Source organism: Pseudonocardia sp. NPDC049635 (assembly GCF_040659795.1).
GTDB lineage: Bacteria > Actinomycetota > Actinomycetes > Mycobacteriales > Pseudonocardiaceae > Pseudonocardia.
In genome coordinates this window covers 119,899-139,316 of record NZ_JBFAON010000016.1, presented here as the reverse complement: position 1 = coordinate 139,316, position 19,418 = coordinate 119,899, and the positions used below count along the sequence as shown (strand labels likewise).

At 75.0% G+C, this 19,418-nt stretch carries 13 protein-coding genes; 4 read left to right on the top strand and 9 right to left on the bottom strand.

Translation table 11 applies throughout. From position 1 onward, the window contains the following. Positions 1-231 precede the first annotated feature (231 nt). The 3 genes from AB0J24_RS19525 to AB0J24_RS19515 all read right to left on the bottom strand — a co-directional run bounded on the left by AB0J24_RS19525 (position 232) and on the right by AB0J24_RS19515 (position 4,570). Positions 232-1,809, bottom strand: a complete 1,578-nt coding sequence (locus tag AB0J24_RS19525) for a DUF222 domain-containing protein (RefSeq protein ID WP_358683243.1) — start codon at positions 1,807-1,809, stop codon at positions 232-234. 516 nt (positions 1,810-2,325) lie between these two features. Beyond that, on the bottom strand, positions 2,326-3,840 hold the full coding sequence (locus AB0J24_RS19520) for a GNAT family N-acetyltransferase (RefSeq protein WP_358683241.1): 1,515 nt from the start codon (positions 3,838-3,840) through the stop codon (positions 2,326-2,328). Positions 3,841-3,844: 4 nt separating this feature from the next. Then, on the bottom strand, positions 3,845-4,570 hold the full coding sequence (locus tag AB0J24_RS19515; protein WP_358683239.1) for a glycosyltransferase family protein: 726 nt from the start codon (positions 4,568-4,570) through the stop codon (positions 3,845-3,847). 71 nt (positions 4,571-4,641) lie between these two features. On the opposite strand from AB0J24_RS19515, the gene pseB reads away from it, so the two are divergent. Genes pseB through AB0J24_RS19500 form a run of 3 tightly spaced genes read left to right on the top strand, consistent with a single transcriptional unit; the run spans position 4,642 to position 8,158 of the window. Further along, a complete protein-coding gene (gene pseB / locus AB0J24_RS19510; RefSeq protein WP_358683237.1) occupies positions 4,642-5,625 on the top strand; it encodes a UDP-N-acetylglucosamine 4,6-dehydratase (inverting) in 984 nt (327 codons plus the stop codon). Then, positions 5,625-6,755, top strand: coding sequence for an aminotransferase class I/II-fold pyridoxal phosphate-dependent enzyme (locus AB0J24_RS19505; RefSeq protein ID WP_358683235.1), 1,131 nt, complete (start codon positions 5,625-5,627; stop codon positions 6,753-6,755). The genes pseB and AB0J24_RS19505 overlap by 1 nt, the downstream gene beginning before the upstream one ends. Before the next feature lie 5 nt (positions 6,756-6,760). Further along, positions 6,761-8,158 carry an oligosaccharide flippase family protein gene (locus AB0J24_RS19500; protein WP_358683233.1) on the top strand — a complete coding sequence of 466 codons (1,398 nt, stop codon included), beginning with the start codon at positions 6,761-6,763 and terminating at the stop codon, positions 8,156-8,158. A 164-nt stretch (positions 8,159-8,322) separates the two neighbouring features. On the opposite strand, the gene AB0J24_RS19495 is transcribed toward AB0J24_RS19500, so the two are convergent. Next, positions 8,323-9,399, bottom strand: coding sequence for a hypothetical protein (locus AB0J24_RS19495; RefSeq protein ID WP_358683231.1), 1,077 nt, complete (start codon positions 9,397-9,399; stop codon positions 8,323-8,325). 136 nt (positions 9,400-9,535) lie between these two features. Between AB0J24_RS19495 and AB0J24_RS19490 the strand changes: the two genes are divergently transcribed. Further along, entirely contained in the window at positions 9,536-10,426 is an 891-nt protein-coding gene (locus AB0J24_RS19490) for a glycosyltransferase family 2 protein (RefSeq protein WP_358683229.1), read from the top strand. On the opposite strand, the gene AB0J24_RS19485 is transcribed toward AB0J24_RS19490, so the two are convergent. The 5 genes from AB0J24_RS19485 to AB0J24_RS19465 all read right to left on the bottom strand — a co-directional run bounded on the left by AB0J24_RS19485 (position 10,416) and on the right by AB0J24_RS19465 (position 19,325). Next, positions 10,416-11,984 carry a hypothetical protein gene (locus tag AB0J24_RS19485; protein WP_358683227.1) on the bottom strand — a complete coding sequence of 523 codons (1,569 nt, stop codon included), beginning with the start codon at positions 11,982-11,984 and terminating at the stop codon, positions 10,416-10,418. The genes AB0J24_RS19490 and AB0J24_RS19485 overlap by 11 nt on opposite strands. Positions 11,985-12,041: 57 nt before the next feature. Beyond that, positions 12,042-14,081 (bottom strand): arabinofuranosyltransferase, encoded by a 2,040-nt coding sequence (locus AB0J24_RS19480; RefSeq protein ID WP_358683225.1) that lies wholly within the window; start codon positions 14,079-14,081, stop codon positions 12,042-12,044. 5 nt (positions 14,082-14,086) lie between these two features. Beyond that, positions 14,087-14,866 carry a class I SAM-dependent methyltransferase gene (locus AB0J24_RS19475; protein ID WP_358683223.1) on the bottom strand — a complete coding sequence of 260 codons (780 nt, stop codon included), beginning with the start codon at positions 14,864-14,866 and terminating at the stop codon, positions 14,087-14,089. Between the two features lie 50 nt (positions 14,867-14,916). Continuing rightward, positions 14,917-17,076 (bottom strand): DUF6541 family protein, encoded by a 2,160-nt coding sequence (locus AB0J24_RS19470; protein WP_358683221.1) that lies wholly within the window; start codon positions 17,074-17,076, stop codon positions 14,917-14,919. A 164-nt stretch (positions 17,077-17,240) separates the two neighbouring features. After that, a complete protein-coding gene (locus tag AB0J24_RS19465) occupies positions 17,241-19,325 on the bottom strand; it encodes a DUF6541 family protein (protein ID WP_358683219.1) in 2,085 nt (694 codons plus the stop codon). Positions 19,326-19,418 lie beyond the last annotated feature (93 nt).

Sequence of the window (19,418 nt, the reverse complement as noted above, 5' to 3'; positions counted from 1 at the left end):
GCCAACCGCCACGCCACCCCGAAACGGCGCTTCGCACCCGAGTCCAAGATCCGCAGACCCGATTACCTACCGAACGTTGCCTGACAAGGCACTAGAGGAACCGTCGTCTGCATTCAGCGCGACGTAGCCGACGACGCCGAGCAGACCGAGGACGGCGAGCACGACCAGCCACAGGGCGGCCTTGCGGCCGCGTCCGGAGCGGGGTTCGTGATGGTCGTCAGCCAGGAGTTGTCAGAACGGCGGCTCCGCGACGTCCTCGGCGAACCGCGCCCGCGCGTCGCCACCCTCCGCGCGGGCCCACCGGCTCGGCCTGCGATCCGGCCCTGGGCCGGGCCGGACCGGACCGATCGGTGCGGGCTCCGCCTCGTAGGTGTGGCCGGAGGGAGTCGTCCAGACCAGGGTGCCGTCCGGCCGCATCTCGACGTGCCAGCCCGGCATGTGCTTGAGCCGGTGATGGGAACGGCAGAGCGGGCTGGTGTTGTCCGCGGACGTCGGCCCGGTGCCCCGCACCGGATCGAACGGCACGACATGGTCGATGTCGCACCGGTGTGCCGGCGTCCGGCAGCCGGGATGGGCGCAGCAGCCGTACCGTGACCGCACCAGCCGGGCCAGATGGGCCGGTGGTCGGTAGCGCTGCGTGCCGTGGTCGAGAACCTTCCCGGTGACCGGATCGGTGAGCAGCCGGTCCCACACGGAGGCGGGGTCGAAGGCGAGGGCCCGCGCGTCCTCGGCGGGGACCGGGCCGTACCCGGCGAGCTCGGCCGGCTCGTCGCCGGCGCCGGTGAGGGTGTCGATCGGGACGGTCACATGGATGTTCACCCGCACGGAGTTCCGGACGAACGGGCTGCCTTCCGCCGGAGCGGGGGTCACCCCGGGAACCCCGGTCGGCTCCGCCCTCGCGCCGGCGGCGAGCGCGGTTCCTGCACTCATCCGTCCGGTGTCGCGCAGCACCAGGTCGACGAGCGCATCGGCCCGCCGGGCGTCCATCCCGCGGGGATCCGCTCCGGCGCAACCGCGGGCATGCTGGTCGAGCACGGCGAAGATGCCGGTCGCCGCGGCCGCGGGCAGGAAGGCGCGCACGGTGGCCATGCCGTCGGCCTCGGCCTGGACCCGCACCCCGCGTTCGAGGGCCCGGCGTTCGCGACGGCGGGCCCGGACACCCTCCGGCAGCCCGGCCAGGAACCGGCGGATCGCCGCCCGGAGCTGACCGGTGGTCTGCTCCGGGGCCTTCGGCAGGACGCGGGCGAGAAGCCGCCCGGTCTGCTCAGGTGTCAGGTCCGCGGCGGCGTCGACCAGGAGCGTGACCTTCGGTCGCGACAACAGGCCTGCCCGGGCCAGCTCGGCGGTCGGTGCGAGCTCCGCGGCGGACAGGGCGCGGGCCTCGTCGACCCGGTACCACGCGGATCCGGTGGTCAGCCGCAGCATGAGCCGCAGCTCCGCCACGATCGACCGCAGCGCGTCGGGCACCGTGTCGAACAACCCCAGGGGTGGATCGGTGGCCGGATCGTGACGGGCGAGCTGCTCGGCCATCGTGGCCTCGGCATCCTCGACGAGGGCGGCGATCTCGCAGCTCTGCAGCGCCTGCAGCCGGTTGATCAGCCGTTCGAAAGCGCCGATGCGCTCCAGGCGCTCGGCGGAGGAGACACCGGGATCGGGTGGTCGATCGAGGGCCGCCACCACGGCTGGGCCGGGCGGCACCTCGGACAGGCGGACGGCCTCGTCGGCCGTCGCGGTGAGGGGCGGAGTGCCGGCCGGGGTGGCGGCCGGAGTGATGGTCGAAGCGCTGGTGGTGGCACCGTGGTCGAACATGTGGTCGATTCTGCTGTGGACCCCTGACAGTTCCGGTGCCTCGGCGGTCGGGCCCGGGCAACCCCACCCGAATGGCTCAACCGGGGGTCCGGGGTCAGTGCGGCCGCGACGACGGCAGAGGTAGCGGTGCCCGGCAGCGGTACGGGCGCAGGCCGGACACGGCAGGGCAGGTACGGCAGGGCAGGCACGGCAGACACGGGAGGCAGGGCAGGACACGGCAGACACGCCGGGCCGGGCAGGGCAGGGCAGACAGGACAGGACACGGCACGGCAGACCCGGCACGGCAGGGCAGGACACGGCAGACACGCCGGGCAGGGCAGGGCAGGGCAGGGCAGGACACGGCACGGCAGGACACGGCAGGACACGGCACGGCAGGGCAGGGCAGGGCAGGGCAGGACACGGTAGGCAGGGCGGGACACGGCAGGCGGGGCAGGACACGGCGGGCAGAGGTGGGGGTCGGCAGGCAGTGGGAGCACCGGCGAGGGCGCCCCGCGAGGTCGTCGGGGATGCCGCCGGTCAGAGGATGCGACGCAGTGTCCGGAAACCGTCGTCGTCCGGGCCGTTGCCGTCGTCGGTGTACCCGGCGCGGGCGAACAGCTTCGCGGAGGCGATGTTGTCCCGGTGCACGACCGCGATCAGCGGGGTGCCGGAACCGGTGCGTTCCCGCAGGGCGTCCTCACCGGCCCGCAACAGGGCCCCGGCGAGCCCGCCACCGCGCCGCTGCGGGGCGACGGTGATCGACACCTCCCAGCCCGCAGGCTCCCGGTCCCAGCGGACGGTCCCGACCGGTCCCGCGGCGTCGGAGACGATCAGGAGATGGCGGTCCTCGCGGTCCAGCGACCCGGCGAGCCAGCGCCGGTGGGAGTCCAGGTCGATCTCACCGGCGGAGCGCGAGTTGCGGCGGGTGTCCGGGTCGTTGCGCCAGGCCAGCAGGAGTTCGGCGTCGTCGAGCGTCGCGGGTCGCGTGTGCAGGCCGGACGGGCTCGGGTGCTCCCGCCTGGGCCGCCCGCGGCGGACGGCAGCCGCGACCGCGTCCACGATCCGGCCCGCGCCCTCGCCGTCCACGACGGTCCTGGCCCGGCGGGCGAGCGCCGCCCGCCGGTCGGGATCGGTGAGCAGCGCGCGCAGCACCGCCCCCGCCGGCTCCGGCTCGGCGAGATCGTCGATCCCCCCGAGCCCGGCCGCGGCGCCGCTCGCGACGACCGTCCGGTACCCCTCGGCCTGGTTGTCGGCGGCGCGGACCAGGGCCATCGGGACGCCGACGCAGCACAGCTCCCACACCGTCGTCCCGGCCGCGCTGACCACCAGGTCCGCGCCCGCCATCGCGGCCGGCAGATCGGGCAGCGGGGCGACCGGCCGGAACCGGGCCGGGCCGGCCGCGGGCAACCGCGGAGACCGTCCCGGCGGGACGACGACGTCGACCTCGGCGGGCGCACCGGCCGCGTCGAGGGCGGCGACGACGCGCGGGAGCAGGCCCGCGGCGTCGGTCCCGCCCATCACGACGAGCACCCGCGGCGGGCGGCCGGCCGGGCGGGCGGCGTCACGTTCCCGCCGGGCACGACGGACAGCCGCCCGCAACGGGGCGTAGGCCGGACCGCGGAGCAGGAGCCCGCTGCCGTCGTCGGGCCGGGGATGACCGTCGGCGCCGAGATTGGGATCGACGACGACGTCACCCGGCCGCCGTCCGGTGGTGAAGTCCTCCACGGTGCACAGCACGATCCCGGCCGAGTTCAGCGGGCCGCGCAGGTCGTCGCCGAGCAGGTAGTGGTCGACGTGCACCGCGTCGGCCCGGTGCTCACCGGCGAGCCCGGCCAGCGACCCGGCGTCGTCCGCGGGAGGCAGCACCGTGCCGGGCGGTCGGTGACCGTCGGCGCCCGCGAGCCCGGCCCACAGCCAGGCCAGCCCGTCGAGCCGCCCGGACCAGAGCACCTCGTGCCCGGCCGCGGCGGCGGCCTCGGCGACCGCCGCGCAGCGCACGGCGTGCCCGACACCGGTCGACCGGCCGGCGTCGCAGCGCAGCAGCAGACGCACGTGATCAGCCCTCCGCGAGCGACTTCTGGCGGACGTGCGCGTTGCGGCCCACCAGGTCCGGCCGGGACCGCAGCACCGACACCACCGAGCGCCAGCCGGTGCGCCCGTCGAGCGCCTCCACCAGGCCCTGCAGGGCGTACAGGTCCTCGGGGGTGTCCAGGGTGACCCGCAGGTCGTCCGCGGCGGGGGCGACGACGACACCGAGGCACCGGAACCGCTCCGGGTCGCCGTAGAGGCCCGAGGTCACGTGCACCCGGTCGTAGCCGGCCGCGCCGGCCGCCAGGGTGCGCAGCGCGGGAACCGTCGCCAGCTCGACGTCCAGACCCCGGGGCAGCGTCCGGACCAGCGTGGTCGCCACGTAGTCGTGCTCGGGTGCGGATCGCCAGGTCGCGGCGACCAGGCCGACCAGGTCGGGATCGAGCAGCGGGCAGTCGGCAGTGAGTCGCACCACGGCGTCGCACGGGTGCTCGTCGACAGCCTGCACGTACCGGGAGAGCACGTCGTCCTCGGAACCGCGCACCACCCCGACCCCGAGCGCCGCGGCGTGCTCGGCGACCGCGTCGTCGCCGGCCGAGGTGGACGTCGCGACCAGCACGTCGTCGATGCCGTGCGCCGCCCGGGCGGCGTCGACGACCCGGTCCAGCACGGGACGCCCACCCAGCTCCCGCAGGACCTTGCCGGGGAGCCGGGTCGAGCCCGTCCTGGCCTGAACGACCGCGTTGATCCGCACCTGCTGCCTTTCCTCCGACTACCCGCGTGCCATCATGCCGGGCGGGAGAAATCCGCGGATCTGGAGGCGTGATGTCGGTTCTCAAGGGCTCGTCGGTCCTGGTCACGGGCGGGACGGGGTCCTTCGGCAAGGCGTTCGTGCGCACGCTGCTGGACCGCTACGACCCGCGCCGCCTGGTCATCCTGTCCCGGGACGAGCTGAAGCAGTACGAGTGCCGGTCGCTGTTCGGCGACGACCCCCGGCTGCGCTGGTTCCTCGGTGACGTGCGCGACCGGGACCGCCTCAAGCGCGCCATGCACGGCGTCGAGTACGTCGTGCACGCCGCCGCGCTGAAGCAGGTCGACACCGCCGAGTACAACCCGTTCGAGTTCATCCGGACCAACGTCGAGGGCTCGCAGAACGTCGTCGAGGCCGCGATCGACTCCGGCGTGAAGAAGGTCGTCGCGCTGTCGACGGACAAGGCGTCGTCGCCGATCAACCTCTACGGCGCGACGAAGCTGTGCGCCGACCGGCTGTTCGTGAGCGCCAACCACTACGCGGCCGCCTACGAGACGCGGTTCGCGGTCGTCCGGTACGGCAACGTGCTGGGTTCGCGCGGCTCGGTCGTCCCGCTGTTCAAGCGGCTCGCCGCCGAGGGCGCCTCGTTGCCGATCACCGACAAGCGGATGACCCGGTTCTGGATCACCCTGCCGGACGCTGTGCAGTTCGTGATCGACTCCTTCGACCGGATGCAGGGCGGCGAGCTGTACGTCCCGCGGATCCCGTCGATGCGGATGACCGACCTGGCCGAGGCGATCGCGCCGGGCGCGGCGACCCACGAGATCGGGATCCGGCCGGGTGAGAAGCTGCACGAGGAGATGATCGCCGCGGACGACTCGCGGCGGACCCTGCGGCTCGACGACCGCTACGTGGTCGAGCCCTACATCGCCGGCTGGGGCTACACCTCCCCGGCCGACGGCGAGCCGGTACCCGACGGGCAGGCCTACCGCAGCGACACCAACGACCTGTGGCTGACCCCGCAGCAGCTGCGCGAGATGGTCGAGGCACTCGACTGATGCTTCCCTACGGCCGCCAGTCGATCTCGCCCGACGACGTCGAGGCGGTCACCGCGGTCCTCGGTTCGGACTGGCTGACCACCGGCCCGGCGGTCGCCCGGTTCGAGGAGGACCTGGCCGCGGTCTGCGGCCATCCTGCGGTGGCCGTCACCAGCGGCACCGCGGCACTGCACGTCGCCTACGCGGCGGCCGGCGTCGGCCCCGGTCAGGACGTCGTCGTCGCGCCGCTGACCTTCGTCGCGACCGCGAGCACCGCGGCTCTGCTCGGGGCGAACGTGGTGTTCGCCGACGTCAGCCCGGACACCGGCAACCTGGACCCGGACGCCGCGAAGGCCGCGCTCACCCCGAACACCACCGTCGTGTCCGGTGTGGACTATGCGGGGCACCCGATCGACGCCGGCCCGCTGCGCGAGATCGCCCACGGCGCCGGGGCGCTGCTGCTGGAGGACGCCGCGCACTCGGTCGGCGGCACCTGGCACGGGCGTCCGGTGGGCGACCTCGCCGACCTGACGACGCTGAGCTTCTTCCCGACGAAGAACCTGACCACCGCGGAGGGCGGCGCGGTCGTGTCGCCGCGGGCCGATCTCGTGGACGGCGCCCGTTCCTTCCGCAACCACGGACTGGTGCGGGACCGGGCCGTGCAACGGTTCCCGGACGAGGGGCCGTGGCACCAGGAGGTGCACGCGTTCGGGCTGAACTACCGGCTGCCGGACCTGCTCGCCGCGCTCGGATCCTCGCAGCTGCGCCGGCTCGCCGCGTTCACCGCGCGGCGCGCGGAGATCCACGCCCGCTACGACGCCGCGCTCGCCGACGTCGCCGAGTTGCGCACCCCGGCCCGCCGCGACGGTGCCGACCCGGCCTGGCACCTCTACCCGCTGCGGGTGCTCGACGGCCGCCGCCGCGAGCTGTTCGAACACCTGCGCGAGCAGGGGATCGGGGTGCAGGTCAACTACATCCCGGCCTACTGGCACCCGGTGTTCGCCGACCTCGGTTACCGCCGTGGCCTGTGCCCGAACGCCGAGGAGTACTACTCCCAGCAGCTGTCGCTGCCGCTGTTCCCGGATCTGACCGACACCGACGTCGACCGGGTCATCGAGCTGGTGCGGGAGTTCTTCGGGCACCGGGGATGAGCACGGTGAACGCGAGCAGGGAGGTGCTCGGGCGCGGTTCGCTCTACACCCTCGGCACGGTCGCGCCGATCCTGGCGAACGTCGCGGTCACCCCGATCGTGACCCGGGTGCTCGGCCGCGGCGAGTACGGCGTCGTCGCGATCGGGCTGATCCTGGTGCAGGTCGGCGCGATGGTCGTCGGGTTCGGTCTGGCATCGGCGATCACCCGGCACGGGATCCTGGAGGGCTCCGGGGAGGCCGGGGCCCGCGCGCTGGTGCTGCAGGGCACCGCGCTGTCCACCGTGCTCGTCGTCGCGGCGATGCTGACCGGGCCGCTGTGGGGCCCGCCGCTGCTGTCCGTCCCGTGGCAGCCCGGGCTCACCTGGGCGGCGCTGGCGGCCGCCGGGTTCGTCGCCGTGCTGAACGCGCAGTCGTTGCTGCGGGTGCAGGACCGGCCGGTGCCGTTCGTGGTGATGTCCGGGGTCGCGACGCTGGGTGGCCCACTCGTCGGGCTGGCCCTGGTCAGCTGGCATGCCAGCGACGCCGACGACTACCTGTTCGGCCTGCTGCTCGGCTACCTCGCCGCCGGGCTCACCGGGATCGGGTTGGCGCTGCACGGCGGACGGCCCCGCAGCGAGCGCGGCGACCTGGGCAGGGCGCTGCGCGTCGGGCTGCCCGCGGTGCCGCACCTGGTCGCGTTGCTGCTCGTGCAGAACGCGCTGGTGCTGATCGTGACCCGGTACTTCGGCGCCGAGGACGGCGGCCGGATGCAGATCGCACTGCTGCTCGGTGCGGCACCGGCGCTGATCGTGTCCGCCCTGAACAACGCCTGGGCACCGGTGGTCTACCGGACCGCGCCGCAGGAGCGCGGCGCCGCGCTGGAACGGACCGCGCGGGACGTCGCCGCGGTGACCGTCGCGCTCGCCGGGGGAGTCGCACTGCTGGCGCCGTTCCTGCTGCGCTTCCTCGCCCCGGCCGAGTTCGACCCGGTCGAGCTGGTCCCGGTGGTGGGGGTGACGGCGATCGGTGCCGTCGTGAGCGTCGCGTACCTGGCGAACGTGCACCTGGTGTTCGCGTCCGGCCGCAGCGGCGGACTGGCGTTGGCGAGCCCGCTCAGCCTGCTCGCCGGTCTGGTCGCCGCCGTGCTGCTGGCCGGGACCGGGTCGCTGACCGCGGTCGCGGCCGGGTTCCCGGTGACCTACCTGGCGCTGGCCCTCGGCACGTCGCTGCTGCGTCGCCGGGTGTCGGAGACGCGATGGCGGGAGAACGTGCTGCTCGGGCCGGTCCTCACCGGGTTCGCGGTGTGCGGCGGGGCGGCGTTGCTCCCGGCCGAGGGCGTGGCCTGGCTCGCGGTGCGGTTCGGGCTGGCGGTGCTGCTGGGCGTCGCGCTGCTGTGGCTGGTGCGCCGGATCTTCCGGGGCTGATGACCCGACGGGCTGGACCAGACGGGCTGGACCCGGCGGGCTGGACCGGGCGGGCGGCGGAGCGTCGGTGGCGGCGGGCCGCCACGGGGCCGGGTGCTGTGGAGCGCTGTGGGCCGGGCGCTGTGGGTCGGCGCTGTGGGTCGGGCCGGCGGGGCCGGAACGGCTCAGCTGAGCGGCCGGGCCTCGGCGGGTTCCTCGGTCGTCAGCGGTGTGCGGAGGCCCTTCGGCAGCGGCCGGGGCAGCGCGGCCAGCGGGTTGCGCAGCCACAGCATCGGGTTGAAGCTCCCTGCAGCCATCGCCTGCGTGCTCTGCTCGGAGCGCTTCGTCAGGCCCAGCACCATCGCGGCCTTCGCCAGCGGCGACGCCGCGTAGTACTGGATCGCCGGGCCCACGTTCGGGGTGCGGCCCCAGCCCAGCGCGGCCCGCAGCGCGTCCGGCTCCATCAGCGCATCGGCCCCGAGCTCGCGGCGGGCCAGGGTGGTCGCAGCGGTGTCGGCCGCGGCGGCCCCGGTGTCCGGCCGCTGCCCGTCCGGATCGGTCGCGTGGAACTCCGGCCAGGTGGCGCGCAGCTCGTCGACCGCGGACGCGGACTGCGCGCCGAACGTCAGCGGGTCGCCCCAGACGGCGGCCGGGGTGCCGATCGCGGCGGCGTAGAGCACCGCGGTGGACAACCGGTTCGACGACACCCGGGCGGCGTTGCCGATCAGGTGCATGATCCGCAGCAGGAACCGCGGGTCGTCCCGGCGGCCGGCGGTGACCAGGCGGTGCCCGGCGTCGGCCCAGGCCGAGGTGATCTCCGGGTCGGCGAGGTCCTCGTGGTGCATGCACACCGTGGACGGCCCGTCGACCTTCGCGACCTGGCGGGCCAGGTCGGCGTGCGCGCCGGTGACCCGGACCAGCCGGGTGCCGTGGAACGGCACGAACACCGGTCCCAGCCGGTCCGACCGGGACCAGCCCTGCGCCTGCAGCAGCCGTTCCAGGTACAGCACGGGGGCACCGACCGCGGTGGTCGCCCGGTCCTCCGCGGTGGGGGACCAGCCCCGGCAGTCGTGCGACCAGACCAGCAGCCGGCGCCGGCGCGGGTCCTCACCGACGTGCGGGAAGTCCGCGAAGTGCGCGGCGACAGGGCTGGTCGCCGTCCAGCCGTGCTGCAGCAGACCGGCGATGTGCCGCGGCCGGGGCAGGCCCGCGTACGCGGCCAGCACGGCCGAGTGGCCGTAGTAGTGGTTCTGGATGTCCAAGGCCGTGCTCCGGATCGCTGCTGCTCGTGGTGTGCTCGGGGCCGGGCGATCGTAACGAGGGCCGTGGCGCACGAGCGGGGTGCCGGGGTGCGAGGCCCCCCGGGGCCGGTGAGCGCGGCCCGTTACGGTCGCGGGCGTGCCTGCGCCGACCGTCGACGTGATGCTCCCGTTCTTCGGGGACCCCTACCTGCTGCGCCGGGCGGTCCGCAGCGTGCAGCGTCAGGACCGCGCGGACTGGCGGCTCACCGTCGTCGACGACGGTTATCCCGACGACACCGTCGGACGGTGGTTCGCCGGGCTCGGCGACGACCGGATCCGCTACCGGCGCAACCCGCAGCGGCTCGGCGCGCAGGGCAACAACCGGTACTGCATCGATCACGTCGAGCTCGAGTACTTCGTGATGATGGGTGCCGACGACCTGATGCTGCCGCACTACCTGGACACCGTGCTGGCGCTGCACGACCGGTGGCCCGACGCCGCCGTCGTCCAGCCGGGCGTGTCGGTGATGGACGACCGGGACCAGGCCGTCCGGCCGCTCGCGGACCGGGTGAAATCGCTGCTGGCGCCGTCCGGGTCGGGGCCGCGTGAGGTCGCCGGTGAGGATCTGGCGGTCAGCCTGCTGCGCGGGAACTGGCTCTACAACCCGTCGCTGTGCTGGCGGACGGCGGCGGTCCGCGCGGTGACGATGCCGGAGTCCGCCGACGTGTTCGATCTGGCGCTGCCGCTGCAGGTGGTCGCCGAGGGCGGTTCGATCGTCGTCGACGACCACGTGTGCTTCCGCTACCGGCGCCACCGCACCAGCGACTCCGGCTCCGGCGCGGCCGCCGGGAACCGGTTCGCCGAGGAGCGGCGTTTCTTCGCCGCGGAGGCCGAGCGGATGGCCGCCCGCGGCTGGCACCGGGCGGCCCGGGCGGCCCGGGCGCACGTGTCGTCCCGGCTGAACGCCGCCGTGCAGGTACCGGGGGCGCTGCTGCGGCGCGATCCCGGGGCGTTGCGCGCGCTGGGGACGCACCTGCTCACCCGGTGAGTCCGAGCAGCCGCTGCGCCCACCGGGACCAGCCCGGGTCCAGGCGCGCGTCGGTCACCTCCCGCGCCTCGGTGAGCCGCCGGTCCAGCGCCGCCCGCACCTCGCCTGCCACGTCCGGCTTCGCGTACACGAGCTGGAAGTACTCCGGCCGCATCTGCGCGACGCCGACCAGCTCGCGCTCGCCCAGCACCCGTGGCAGGTCGGTCCGCCAGGACGCGGGCGGCGGCTGCGGGGACGCGCTGGTGACGACCAGGACGGCCGGGTCGTCGGCCAGCAGCACCTCGGTCGGGCTCGCCCCGTGTGCGATCCGCTCGTCGTTCAGCCCGATGTAGTCGGTGGTGGTCCACCCGGAGAAGTAGGGGATCGCGCCCGCGTCGGAGACGGCGAGCGTGCGCCGGTCCGCCGGCAGGTCGGTGTCGGCCAGTGCGAGCCCGATCGCGACGTGCGCGCGGCGCAGGTCGTCGCCGTAGTGCACCAGGGTGCGGGCGTCCGGGGCGAGGAACCCGGCGGCCGTCGTCCACGCCACCCCGGCCACGGCGGCGACGGCGGCCACCCGGCGCAGCTCCACGGTGTCCAGCGCCATCGCGGCGGCCAGGCAGAGCAGCGGGAGGCCGTGCCAGGCGAACCGGGACAGGTAGTCCATCGCCGGGGCCGACAGCGCCGGGATGATCCACAGCGCGGTGCAGCTCGCCAGCACCAGCGCGGCCGGTGCCGCGGTGCGGGCCCGGAACAGCGCCGCCACCGCGAACGCGAGCAGCGGCAGGAACGTCGCGGCCGTCAGCTGGATCCAGCGGCCGTCGGTCGCGGCCTCCACGCCGACCTTCACGTAGAAGGTGTTCGGCAGCGGATGGCCGTAGTACACCCAGCGGGACGCCAGGTAGGCGGCTCCGGTGACGCCGGCGACGGCGGTCCAGACCCACACCGCCCGGTCCCGGCGCCGGACCCACAGCAGCACCAGCAGGGCGGGCGCGACACCCAGCACGCCGTCCGGCCGGAGGGTGCCCGCGAGCAACAGCAGCGCGGGGATCTCCCAGGGGCGGACCGGTGCGTCCCGGTCGGTGAGCAACCGGGCGGCGAGCACCACCGCCCGCAGCACGACGAGCGCGAACGGGGCCGTCTCCAGGCCGGAGTCGACGTGCACCCAGGTCGGCAGGAACAGCGCGAAGCTCCCGGCGGCGAGGAAGGCGCCCGACCTGGTCCGCGGCTCGCTCACCAGGATCCAGACGGTCGCGGCAGCACAGGCCGCGGCGGTCACCTTGGACACCAGGGGGAGCGGCACCCCGAGCCACACCCACGGCGCGTGCCACAGCATCCAGGCGAAGTTGGTGAATCCCTCGACCGGGTCCTGGCCGGGGTTCCAGGTGGGGCCGGACCCGTTCGCGAGGTTCGCGCTGTACCGGTAGGTGATGTAGGCGTCGTCGACGGTCACCGACCAGCACGCCCAGATCCCGGCGGCCAGCGCGGCCAGCGCGGCGACCAGCAGGGTGGTGCGCCCACCGCCGGACGGCCGCGGTCCGGTGCCCCGTGGCTGGTCGGTCACCCGGGGCGCGGTCAGCATGCGCAGGATTCTTGCCTACCGGCCGGACCCGTCGGCAGCGCGGCCCCGGGACGGCGGTCAGGGCACCGGCGGGACGGCCGCCCGGACCAGGACCGTGTACGGCCCGACGTCGCGCCGCTGCCACGCCGGGTCCTCGAACAGCTGCGGGGCGAACGTCGCAGGCGGGGCCCCGGTGTCCGGGTCCGGGAACCGGTCCACCGACGTGGGGAGCTGCAACCCGCCGTCGGGTGCCCGGTCGAACACGAACACCGACGGCGCCCGGAACCGGCTCCCGTCGAGTGCGGCGAGCAGCTGCCCCGGCCCGGCCGCGGTCGCCCAGCGGCGCAGCTCGTCGGTGCGCGCCGGGAAATCGGCCAGCGGGTTGGCGTACTGGGCCACCGAGGTCTGGAAGGCGAAGTACGGGGTGTAGGTGAGGAGCTTCTGGTTGGCACTCGCCACCACGACCTCACGCGGCACCCGCCCGGTCAGCCCGGCGATCGTGCTGCGCAGCTCACCGAGCCAGGCGTCCGCGTCGGCCGGGTCGCGGGTGCCGTCGGGCCGGGTGCCGTCGGGCCGGTGGTCCTGCGCGGTGCCGGCCCAGGAGTAGGTCTGCGGGACGGTCTGGACCTGCGCGAGGACGGTCACCGCCGCCAGCACGGCGAGCACCGCGACGGCAGGACGGGCACGTGAGCCGGCAGCACCGCGGGACGGTAGGGCCGCGTCGGGTGACGCCGTCGCCGGGTGAGCGGGGCCGCGCAGGCGGCGCAGTCCGTCGGCCGCCGCCCACACGGATCCGCAGGCGAGCGCCGCGGTGATGATCGGTTCGATCCGGAACGCCAGCAGCGTCGTCCCGGCGGCCAGCAGCAGCGTCGAGAGCAGGTACCAGGCGTAACCGCAGGCCGCGGTCACGGCGAGCGCCCTGGCCACCGGGGACCGGCCGGCGCGGGCGACGATCCACACCGTGCCCACCAGGCACAGCGCGCCGAGCGCGGTCGGCTCCAGCATCGGCAGCGGCCAGCGCGAACCGGCCTCGGCGAGGAAGTGCTGTCCGGCGCTGTAGGTGGGTTCACCGGCCGAGGCGGCCAGATAGGGCAGCCAGTGCACGAGCGTCAGCGGCAGCGCCGCGGCCACCACCACGCCGACCGTCGCGGCGAGGGGGCCCGGCCGGGTGGCCCGGGTGAGCAGGGCGTCGGCGGCGAGCACGGTCAGCACGAACCCGGCGAACACCAGGATCTGGGTGTGCGTGACCGCGGCGACCCCGAGGACCACGCCCACCAGCAGGGCGGTACGCACCCAGGCGGCACCGGGGCGGCGGCGCACCAGGCGCAGCCCGAGCACCGCCAGCGGCGGCACCAGCGCCGCCGTCAGCCACGAGTACGGGGTGTACGCGGCGAGCGTCGCCAGCCCGGCGAGCGTGGTCGCGACCGCGGCGCCCAGGGCGCGGCGGCGGGTCGTGACCAGCGACCACAGGGCGAAGGCGAGCACCGCGGTGACGGCGAGCGTCGCGATCGAGAACGCCTTGTGGAACACCCACGCCTCGACCCCGAGCAGCGCCGCCGCGCGCCCGCCGAGCCAGAACCAGGCCACCGGGTAGTACGGCGGGAGATCGGCGTAGGCGAAGTCGGCGAGCCGGGCGGAGTCGGCGAACCGGGTCAGGAACTGCACCCGGAACTGCTGGTCGCCGGAGACGCCGAACAGGTAGTGCGGTGTGTTCGCCTGCAGCAGGGCCAGTGGCCAGGCGGGCAGCGCGGCCAACCCGACCCAGCTCAGCCCGACGGTGCAGCGGGTGCTCAGTGCGGCCGCGGCGAGCAGCGCCGCGATCGCGGCGCCACCGGTCGCGGTGATCGCCAGCGCGACGTTCGAGCCGGCCGGGATCGGCAGGGCCTCGACCAGTGCCACGATCCCGGCGGCCACGGCGACCGCGACCAGCGGGCCGAGGAGCAGGTCGGCGAGCGCGGCGAGCCGCCGGTGCCGGCCGGCCCCGGGAGCGGCCGGACCGTCGGGGCCGGCTGCACCGCGGGCGTCGTGCGCCCGCCGGTCCGAGCGGTCCCACGGAACGGCACCCGGCCCCGCACCCCGCCCGACGGTGCCCGCACCACCCCGATCCCGGTCCGGCACGTCGGTCAGGCCGGCTTCTTCACCGCGACGACCAGGAACGCCTTCGAGATCGCCCACAGCGCGGGGAACCGGCGCAGCGCGCGCACCCCGATCGAGTAGAGCGCGGACCCGCCACCCTCGGCGAGGCTGACGTCACCGGGCACGGTGAACCGGGCGTCCAGCTCCGGGCGCTGCGCCAGCAACCTGCGCATCCGCCGGTAGCTCGGGGCGTAGCTGGCGTCGGTGTAGTCACTGCCACGGCCGGAGAACCGCAGGTAGCGGTTCGCCAGCGGCAGCGGCAGCCACGCCAGGAACGGCAGCGAGTAGTGCGCCTCGATCGGCCACCACCGGTTCGGCACCAGGATGTAGGCGACGCCACCGGGCCGCAGACAGGAGGAGATGCGCTCCAACGCGTCCGGCTGGTCGTCGAGGTGCTCCAGGACGTTGTCGAGCACCGCGACGTCGAACGCGCCCGCGTCCGCACCGTGCCCGAACTCGCCGATGCCCTGCACCCGGAAGGTGAAGTTGTCGGCACCACCCTCCTTCGCGAGCGTGTTCGCCTGGGCGGCGAGGGCGCTGTTGGGCTCGATGCCGACGACCTCGCGGCACAGACCGGCCAGCTCCAACGCCGTGTAGCCGTAACCGCAGCCGATGTCGGCCACCCGGCACCGGGCGAACGGCCGGTCCAGGAACGGCTCCGTGGTGAGGGCGATCTGCTTCGCGAAACCGGTGGCGAGCCGGCGACGCTCCACCATGCGCAGGGAGCGCTCGTACTCGGGGAGGCCGGTCTGGGGGTGGGGGTCCACGTCGAGGGAGCTCTTTCGTTCGGCCGGGCGGGGCACCCACCGTACGAGGGTCAGGGCTGCGGCTCGGCGACGCCCCACGGGTCGTCGCAGGCGGTCAGCCGCCACAGCGTGGTGTCGCCCTCGGTGGCGACGAGCTCGAAGCCCTCGACCGGCTCGATGTCGTGCAGGCCCGGGTACCAGGTCGCCCCGCCGTGCCACGGCCAGAACGTGATCGGGCCGCTGAGCAGCCAGCCGACCCCGGTCGCCGCGACGGCCGCGCACACCTCCGGATCGGACGCGGCGTCGCGCAGCCGGGTGGCGATCACCGTCTGCTCCGGGGTCCAGCTGCCGATCAGGTGCGGGAAGAGCACCTCGCGCCCGGTCAGCGGGTAGAGCAGCGAGTTCCCGGTGTAGGGATCGGCGGCCACCACGGCCCCTTCCGGGACGATGGTCCCGGCCCGTTCGAGGAACTCGCGCTGGCCCGGGTCGAGCAGCGTGTCCCCGGGCCGCTGGTACGGGCCGGCCAGCACCGAGGAGTGCGTCGAGACGTACAGCCCACCGGTGCCCAGCAGCACCAGCGCGGTGACACCCGCGGTGAGCAGCGCCGGCGCGCCACGGCGGAGCGGCGCCGGACCGGTGAACCGCTGCAGCACGGCCCACGCCTGCCCGGCGAGAGCGACGACGCCGAGCACCGCCAGCCCGACGCCGGTCACCGGTACCACCGCGGCCAGCCGGAACGAGTCGTTGTACCAGGCACCGGTCAGGCCGGCGGTGAGCGCGTCCTCCCGGGACGCGGCGAGCACGTACAACGCGCCGGCCGCCGCGTGCGCCGCGACCAGCCAGGACGTCGCGAACCGGCGGAGCGCCGCGATCGCCCCGACACCCACCAGCACCCCGAGCACCCACAGGGCGGGCCGGTCGTTCGTCGAGTGCAGCAACACCTGCACGATCGCCTCGGGTGTGCTCGTGAAGGCCGGCCAGTCGAAGGCCCGCACCCCGGCGAGCAGCGGCGACGCCACCATCAGCCAGATCACCAGGGCGATCCCGCCGCCGGTCACGGCCAGCGCGGCCAGCGGTTGGTAGAACCGGCGGGTGAACAGCCGCCGCCGGGTCAGCCGCAACAGCGCCCACACCAGCGGGAACAGCGCGAGCACGGCCAGGCTGAACACCGCGTTCGGGTGTGCGAAGCCGAGCGCCAGTGCGCCGGCGGCGCAGAGCGCGACCGCTCCTCCGCGGCGCAGGACCGGATCCCGGGCCAGGCCCAGCAGCGCCACCACCGCGGCGAGCGCGGCGGGCAGCAGCGCCACGCCGAGCAGGTTCGGCCACAGCACGCCGAACGCCATCAACGCCCACGGGAACGCGGTGAACCCGGTCGCGAGCACCGGTGCGGCGAACGCGGCCCCCGCCGACCGGCCGACGAGGTGGCGGGCGAGCAGCAGTGCCGACAGCGGGAACACCAGCGCGGCCACCGCCCATGCGGTCAGGTTCGCCGCGATCGGCACACCGGAGCCGGAGCTCATCGCCACCAGCGCCACCAGACCGTGCCACGCCGCCGGGTAGAACGCCTCCGCCCGGGTCGGGCTGGTCAGGGTGCCCAGGGTCAGCGACGACGCGTCCCCCGTCGCCAGGACGTGCGCGATCGCCGAGTAGTGGAAGACGGCGTCGTAGGTCGAGGACAGCTGGTCCACCGGGCCGAACCCGAGGACCACCGTCAGCCAGGCGATCGCGGCGGCGACCGCGGTGCCGAGCAGCGCCGCGGTGCCGGCGTGCCTGCCGTCCGGGCCCGCACGCTGCGCGGAGGTGCGCCACACCTGCGGCAGGGCGGTGGTGAGCGGTTCCGGGGTTCGGGCGAACCGGCCGCGGGGAGTCGTCAGCGCCATCAGCGCGGCCCGCGCACGACGGGCCGGCTCCCAGGTCCGCAGCGCCGGTCCCCAGCCGCGGTGCAGCGGGCTCCCGGCCGGGCGCCGGGCGAGGAACCCGCGCAGGACGAGCACCAGGCCGGCCACCAGCAGCGCGGCACCGAGCGGCACCCACGGCCCCCACGGGATCCCGATGACCGTGCCCGGCACCGCGGACGTCGCGATCAGCGCCACCGAGACCAGGGGGGCCGCACCCCACGCGGTGATACCGCGCCACCCCGACGACCGGGTCACCAGCAGGCCCGGGACCAGTACCCAGAACACCACGGCGATCGCGGCGGGCAGGGCGGACAGCCAGGTGGGTGCGGCCATCAGGGGGTCGCTGCTCCTCTCCCGGCGGCGGACGCCGGCGCTCGGGGTGCCCGGCCCGCCGTCGTCCGGTGGGCCGGCCCGGCGCTCCCGGTGCGGAGCGCGACGGGCCCCGGAACCCTATCGGCGCCGATCCCGGCGTGCCGCGGGAACACCCGTCCGGATGATCAAGATCCGACGACCCGGCCCGCGTCGCAGGCGGTGATCCGCCAGAGCGCGTTGTCGCCCTCCTCGGCGAGCAGCTCGAAGCCCTCCGCCTCGTGCAGGCCCTCCAGCCCCGGCCAGTTCGACGCCAGCGGGTCCGGCTCCCAGAACGTCGGCGGCGCGGTGAGCACGTACCCGGCGCCCGTCTCGGCGACGGCGGCGCACACCGCCGGATCGGTCGAGGCCTCCCGCAATCGCTCGGCGATCAGCAGCTGCTCCTCCGACCACACCCCGGTGAGGTGCGGGAACAGCACCTGCCGGTCGGTCAGCGGCCACAGCATGGCGGTGCCGGCCCACGGGTTCTGCACGACCACGGCGTCCGGCGGGAGCAGCTCGCCCGCATAGCGGAGGAACTGGGCCTGGTCCGGGTCGACCAGTACCTCCTCCGGGGTCTGGTAGATCCCGGCGAGCTGGTCGATGTGGGAGCGCTGGTAGAGCCCGCCCGAGGTGGCGACGACGGCGAGCACCCCGATCGCCACCAGCACCGCGGCTCGTGGCCGCGGCAGGCTCTGCACCGACGGGGCGGTCCGGGTGAGCGCGTCCCGTGCGAGGCAGGCGACCCGCCGGGCCAGCGAGCACAGCGCGACCAGGCCGAGCGTGGCCAGCGGAGCCGCCGTCACCGGGATCAGGGCGGCGATCCGGGGCGCGTCGTTGTACCAGACCCCGGTCCACACCGAGGACCACGTGCTCGCCCCGATCACGTAGAGCGTGCACACCAGCACGTGCGAGACCACCAGCCAGGCCGTCCGGGCCCGGCGCAGCGCGACCACCGCACCGGCGAGCGTGAGCAGCGCGATCGACCAGGCCGGGTCGTTGCCGTCCGGACTGTGCAGCAGCGCGTTCCGCACGGCGCCGAGGAAGCCGACCTGCGGCTCCCAGTAGTACCCGCGGATGCCGTCGAGGATCGGCGAGACGAACATGAACCAGGCCAGTCCGGCGCCCACCGCGAGGACCACCGGAACCGCGGCCAGTGTCCGCAGGTTCGTCCACCGGTCGACCTTGTAGGCGCGGCGGACCGCACCCGCCAGGCCCCACAGCACCGCAGGCGTGGCGACGACGACCATGCCGAACAGCGCGTTCGGGTGGGCGAAGCCGAGCGCCGGGACGGCGACGGCGAGCGGGAACCAGCGGGCGACCCGGCCGGGCGGGTACGGGCCGGCGCGGGTGGGACTGACCGGTTCGGGGGCCAGGCCGGGGCGCGCCGCGATCGCGACGGTCGCCAGCGCCGCCGGGACCAGCGCGACGCCCAGCAGGTTCGGCCACAGCGCGCCGTAGGTGACCAGCGTCCAGGGGAACGCGACGAAACCCAGCGCCAGTACCGGTGCGGCGAGCGCGGCACCGGCGGAGCGCCCGACCAGTGTGCGGACCAGCAGCAGCACCGACAGCGGCCAGATCAGCAGCGTGGTGACCAGCGCGACCACGTTCGACGCGACGACGATCTCACCGGGTCCCGGGGTCAGCGGCACCACCAGCGACACGACGTCGTGCCAGGCCGCGGGGTAGAAGCCGGGGGAGTTCACCAGCCCGCCGACGGTCAGCGAGGACGCGTCGGAGGTGTTCAGGATCCGGGCGACGGCGTTGTAGTGGAAGCTCGCGTCGAACGTCTGGGACAGCGCGTCCGGCCGGTCCATCCCGCGGATCGCGGCCCGGAAACCCAGCACCCCGGCGATGAGCATGCCGCCGAACGCGGCGAGCCCGGTCCAGCGCCGGTCCGGCCCGCCGCTGCGCAGGGTCTCCCACGCGGCCGCGACCCGCTCCCGGGTCCGGGCGGGTGAGGGCAGCAGCGGTCGCCGGGCCACCGCCCGCCGCGTCCCGACGACGACGAGCGTGAACAGGGCCGCCGCGGCGACCGGCACCGCCCCGCTCCAGCCGATCCCCAGCAGGCTCGCGGCCACCGCGGAGCCGGCGATCAGGCCGACCGACAGCAGCGGTGCCGCGCCCCACGCGGCGATTCCGCGCAGCCCGGCCGCCACGCCGACGGCGAGCCCGGGGAGGGTCACCCAGGCGGCGGCGAGCACGACGAGGGGAACGGCGGACAACCAGCTCACAGCGGGCCGACTCCTCCTCGTCCTCCGGTGTCACGAGGGGCCGATGCACAGCGGGAATGCCGGTTACGTCCGCTTCTGCGGCCCGTCTGAGAG

Coding starts and splice junctions, on each gene's coding strand:
- AB0J24_RS19525 (WP_358683243.1), bottom strand. CDS start 1,809: ATGTTCGACCACGGTGCCACCACCAGCGCTTCGACCATCACTCCGGCC.
- pseB (WP_358683237.1), top strand. CDS start 4,642: ATGTCGGTTCTCAAGGGCTCGTCGGTCCTGGTCACGGGCGGGACGGGG.
- AB0J24_RS19505 (WP_358683235.1), top strand. CDS start 5,625: ATGCTTCCCTACGGCCGCCAGTCGATCTCGCCCGACGACGTCGAGGCG.
- AB0J24_RS19485 (WP_358683227.1), bottom strand. CDS start 11,984: ATGCTGACCGCGCCCCGGGTGACCGACCAGCCACGGGGCACCGGACCG.
- AB0J24_RS19470 (WP_358683221.1), bottom strand. CDS start 17,076: ATGGCCGCACCCACCTGGCTGTCCGCCCTGCCCGCCGCGATCGCCGTG.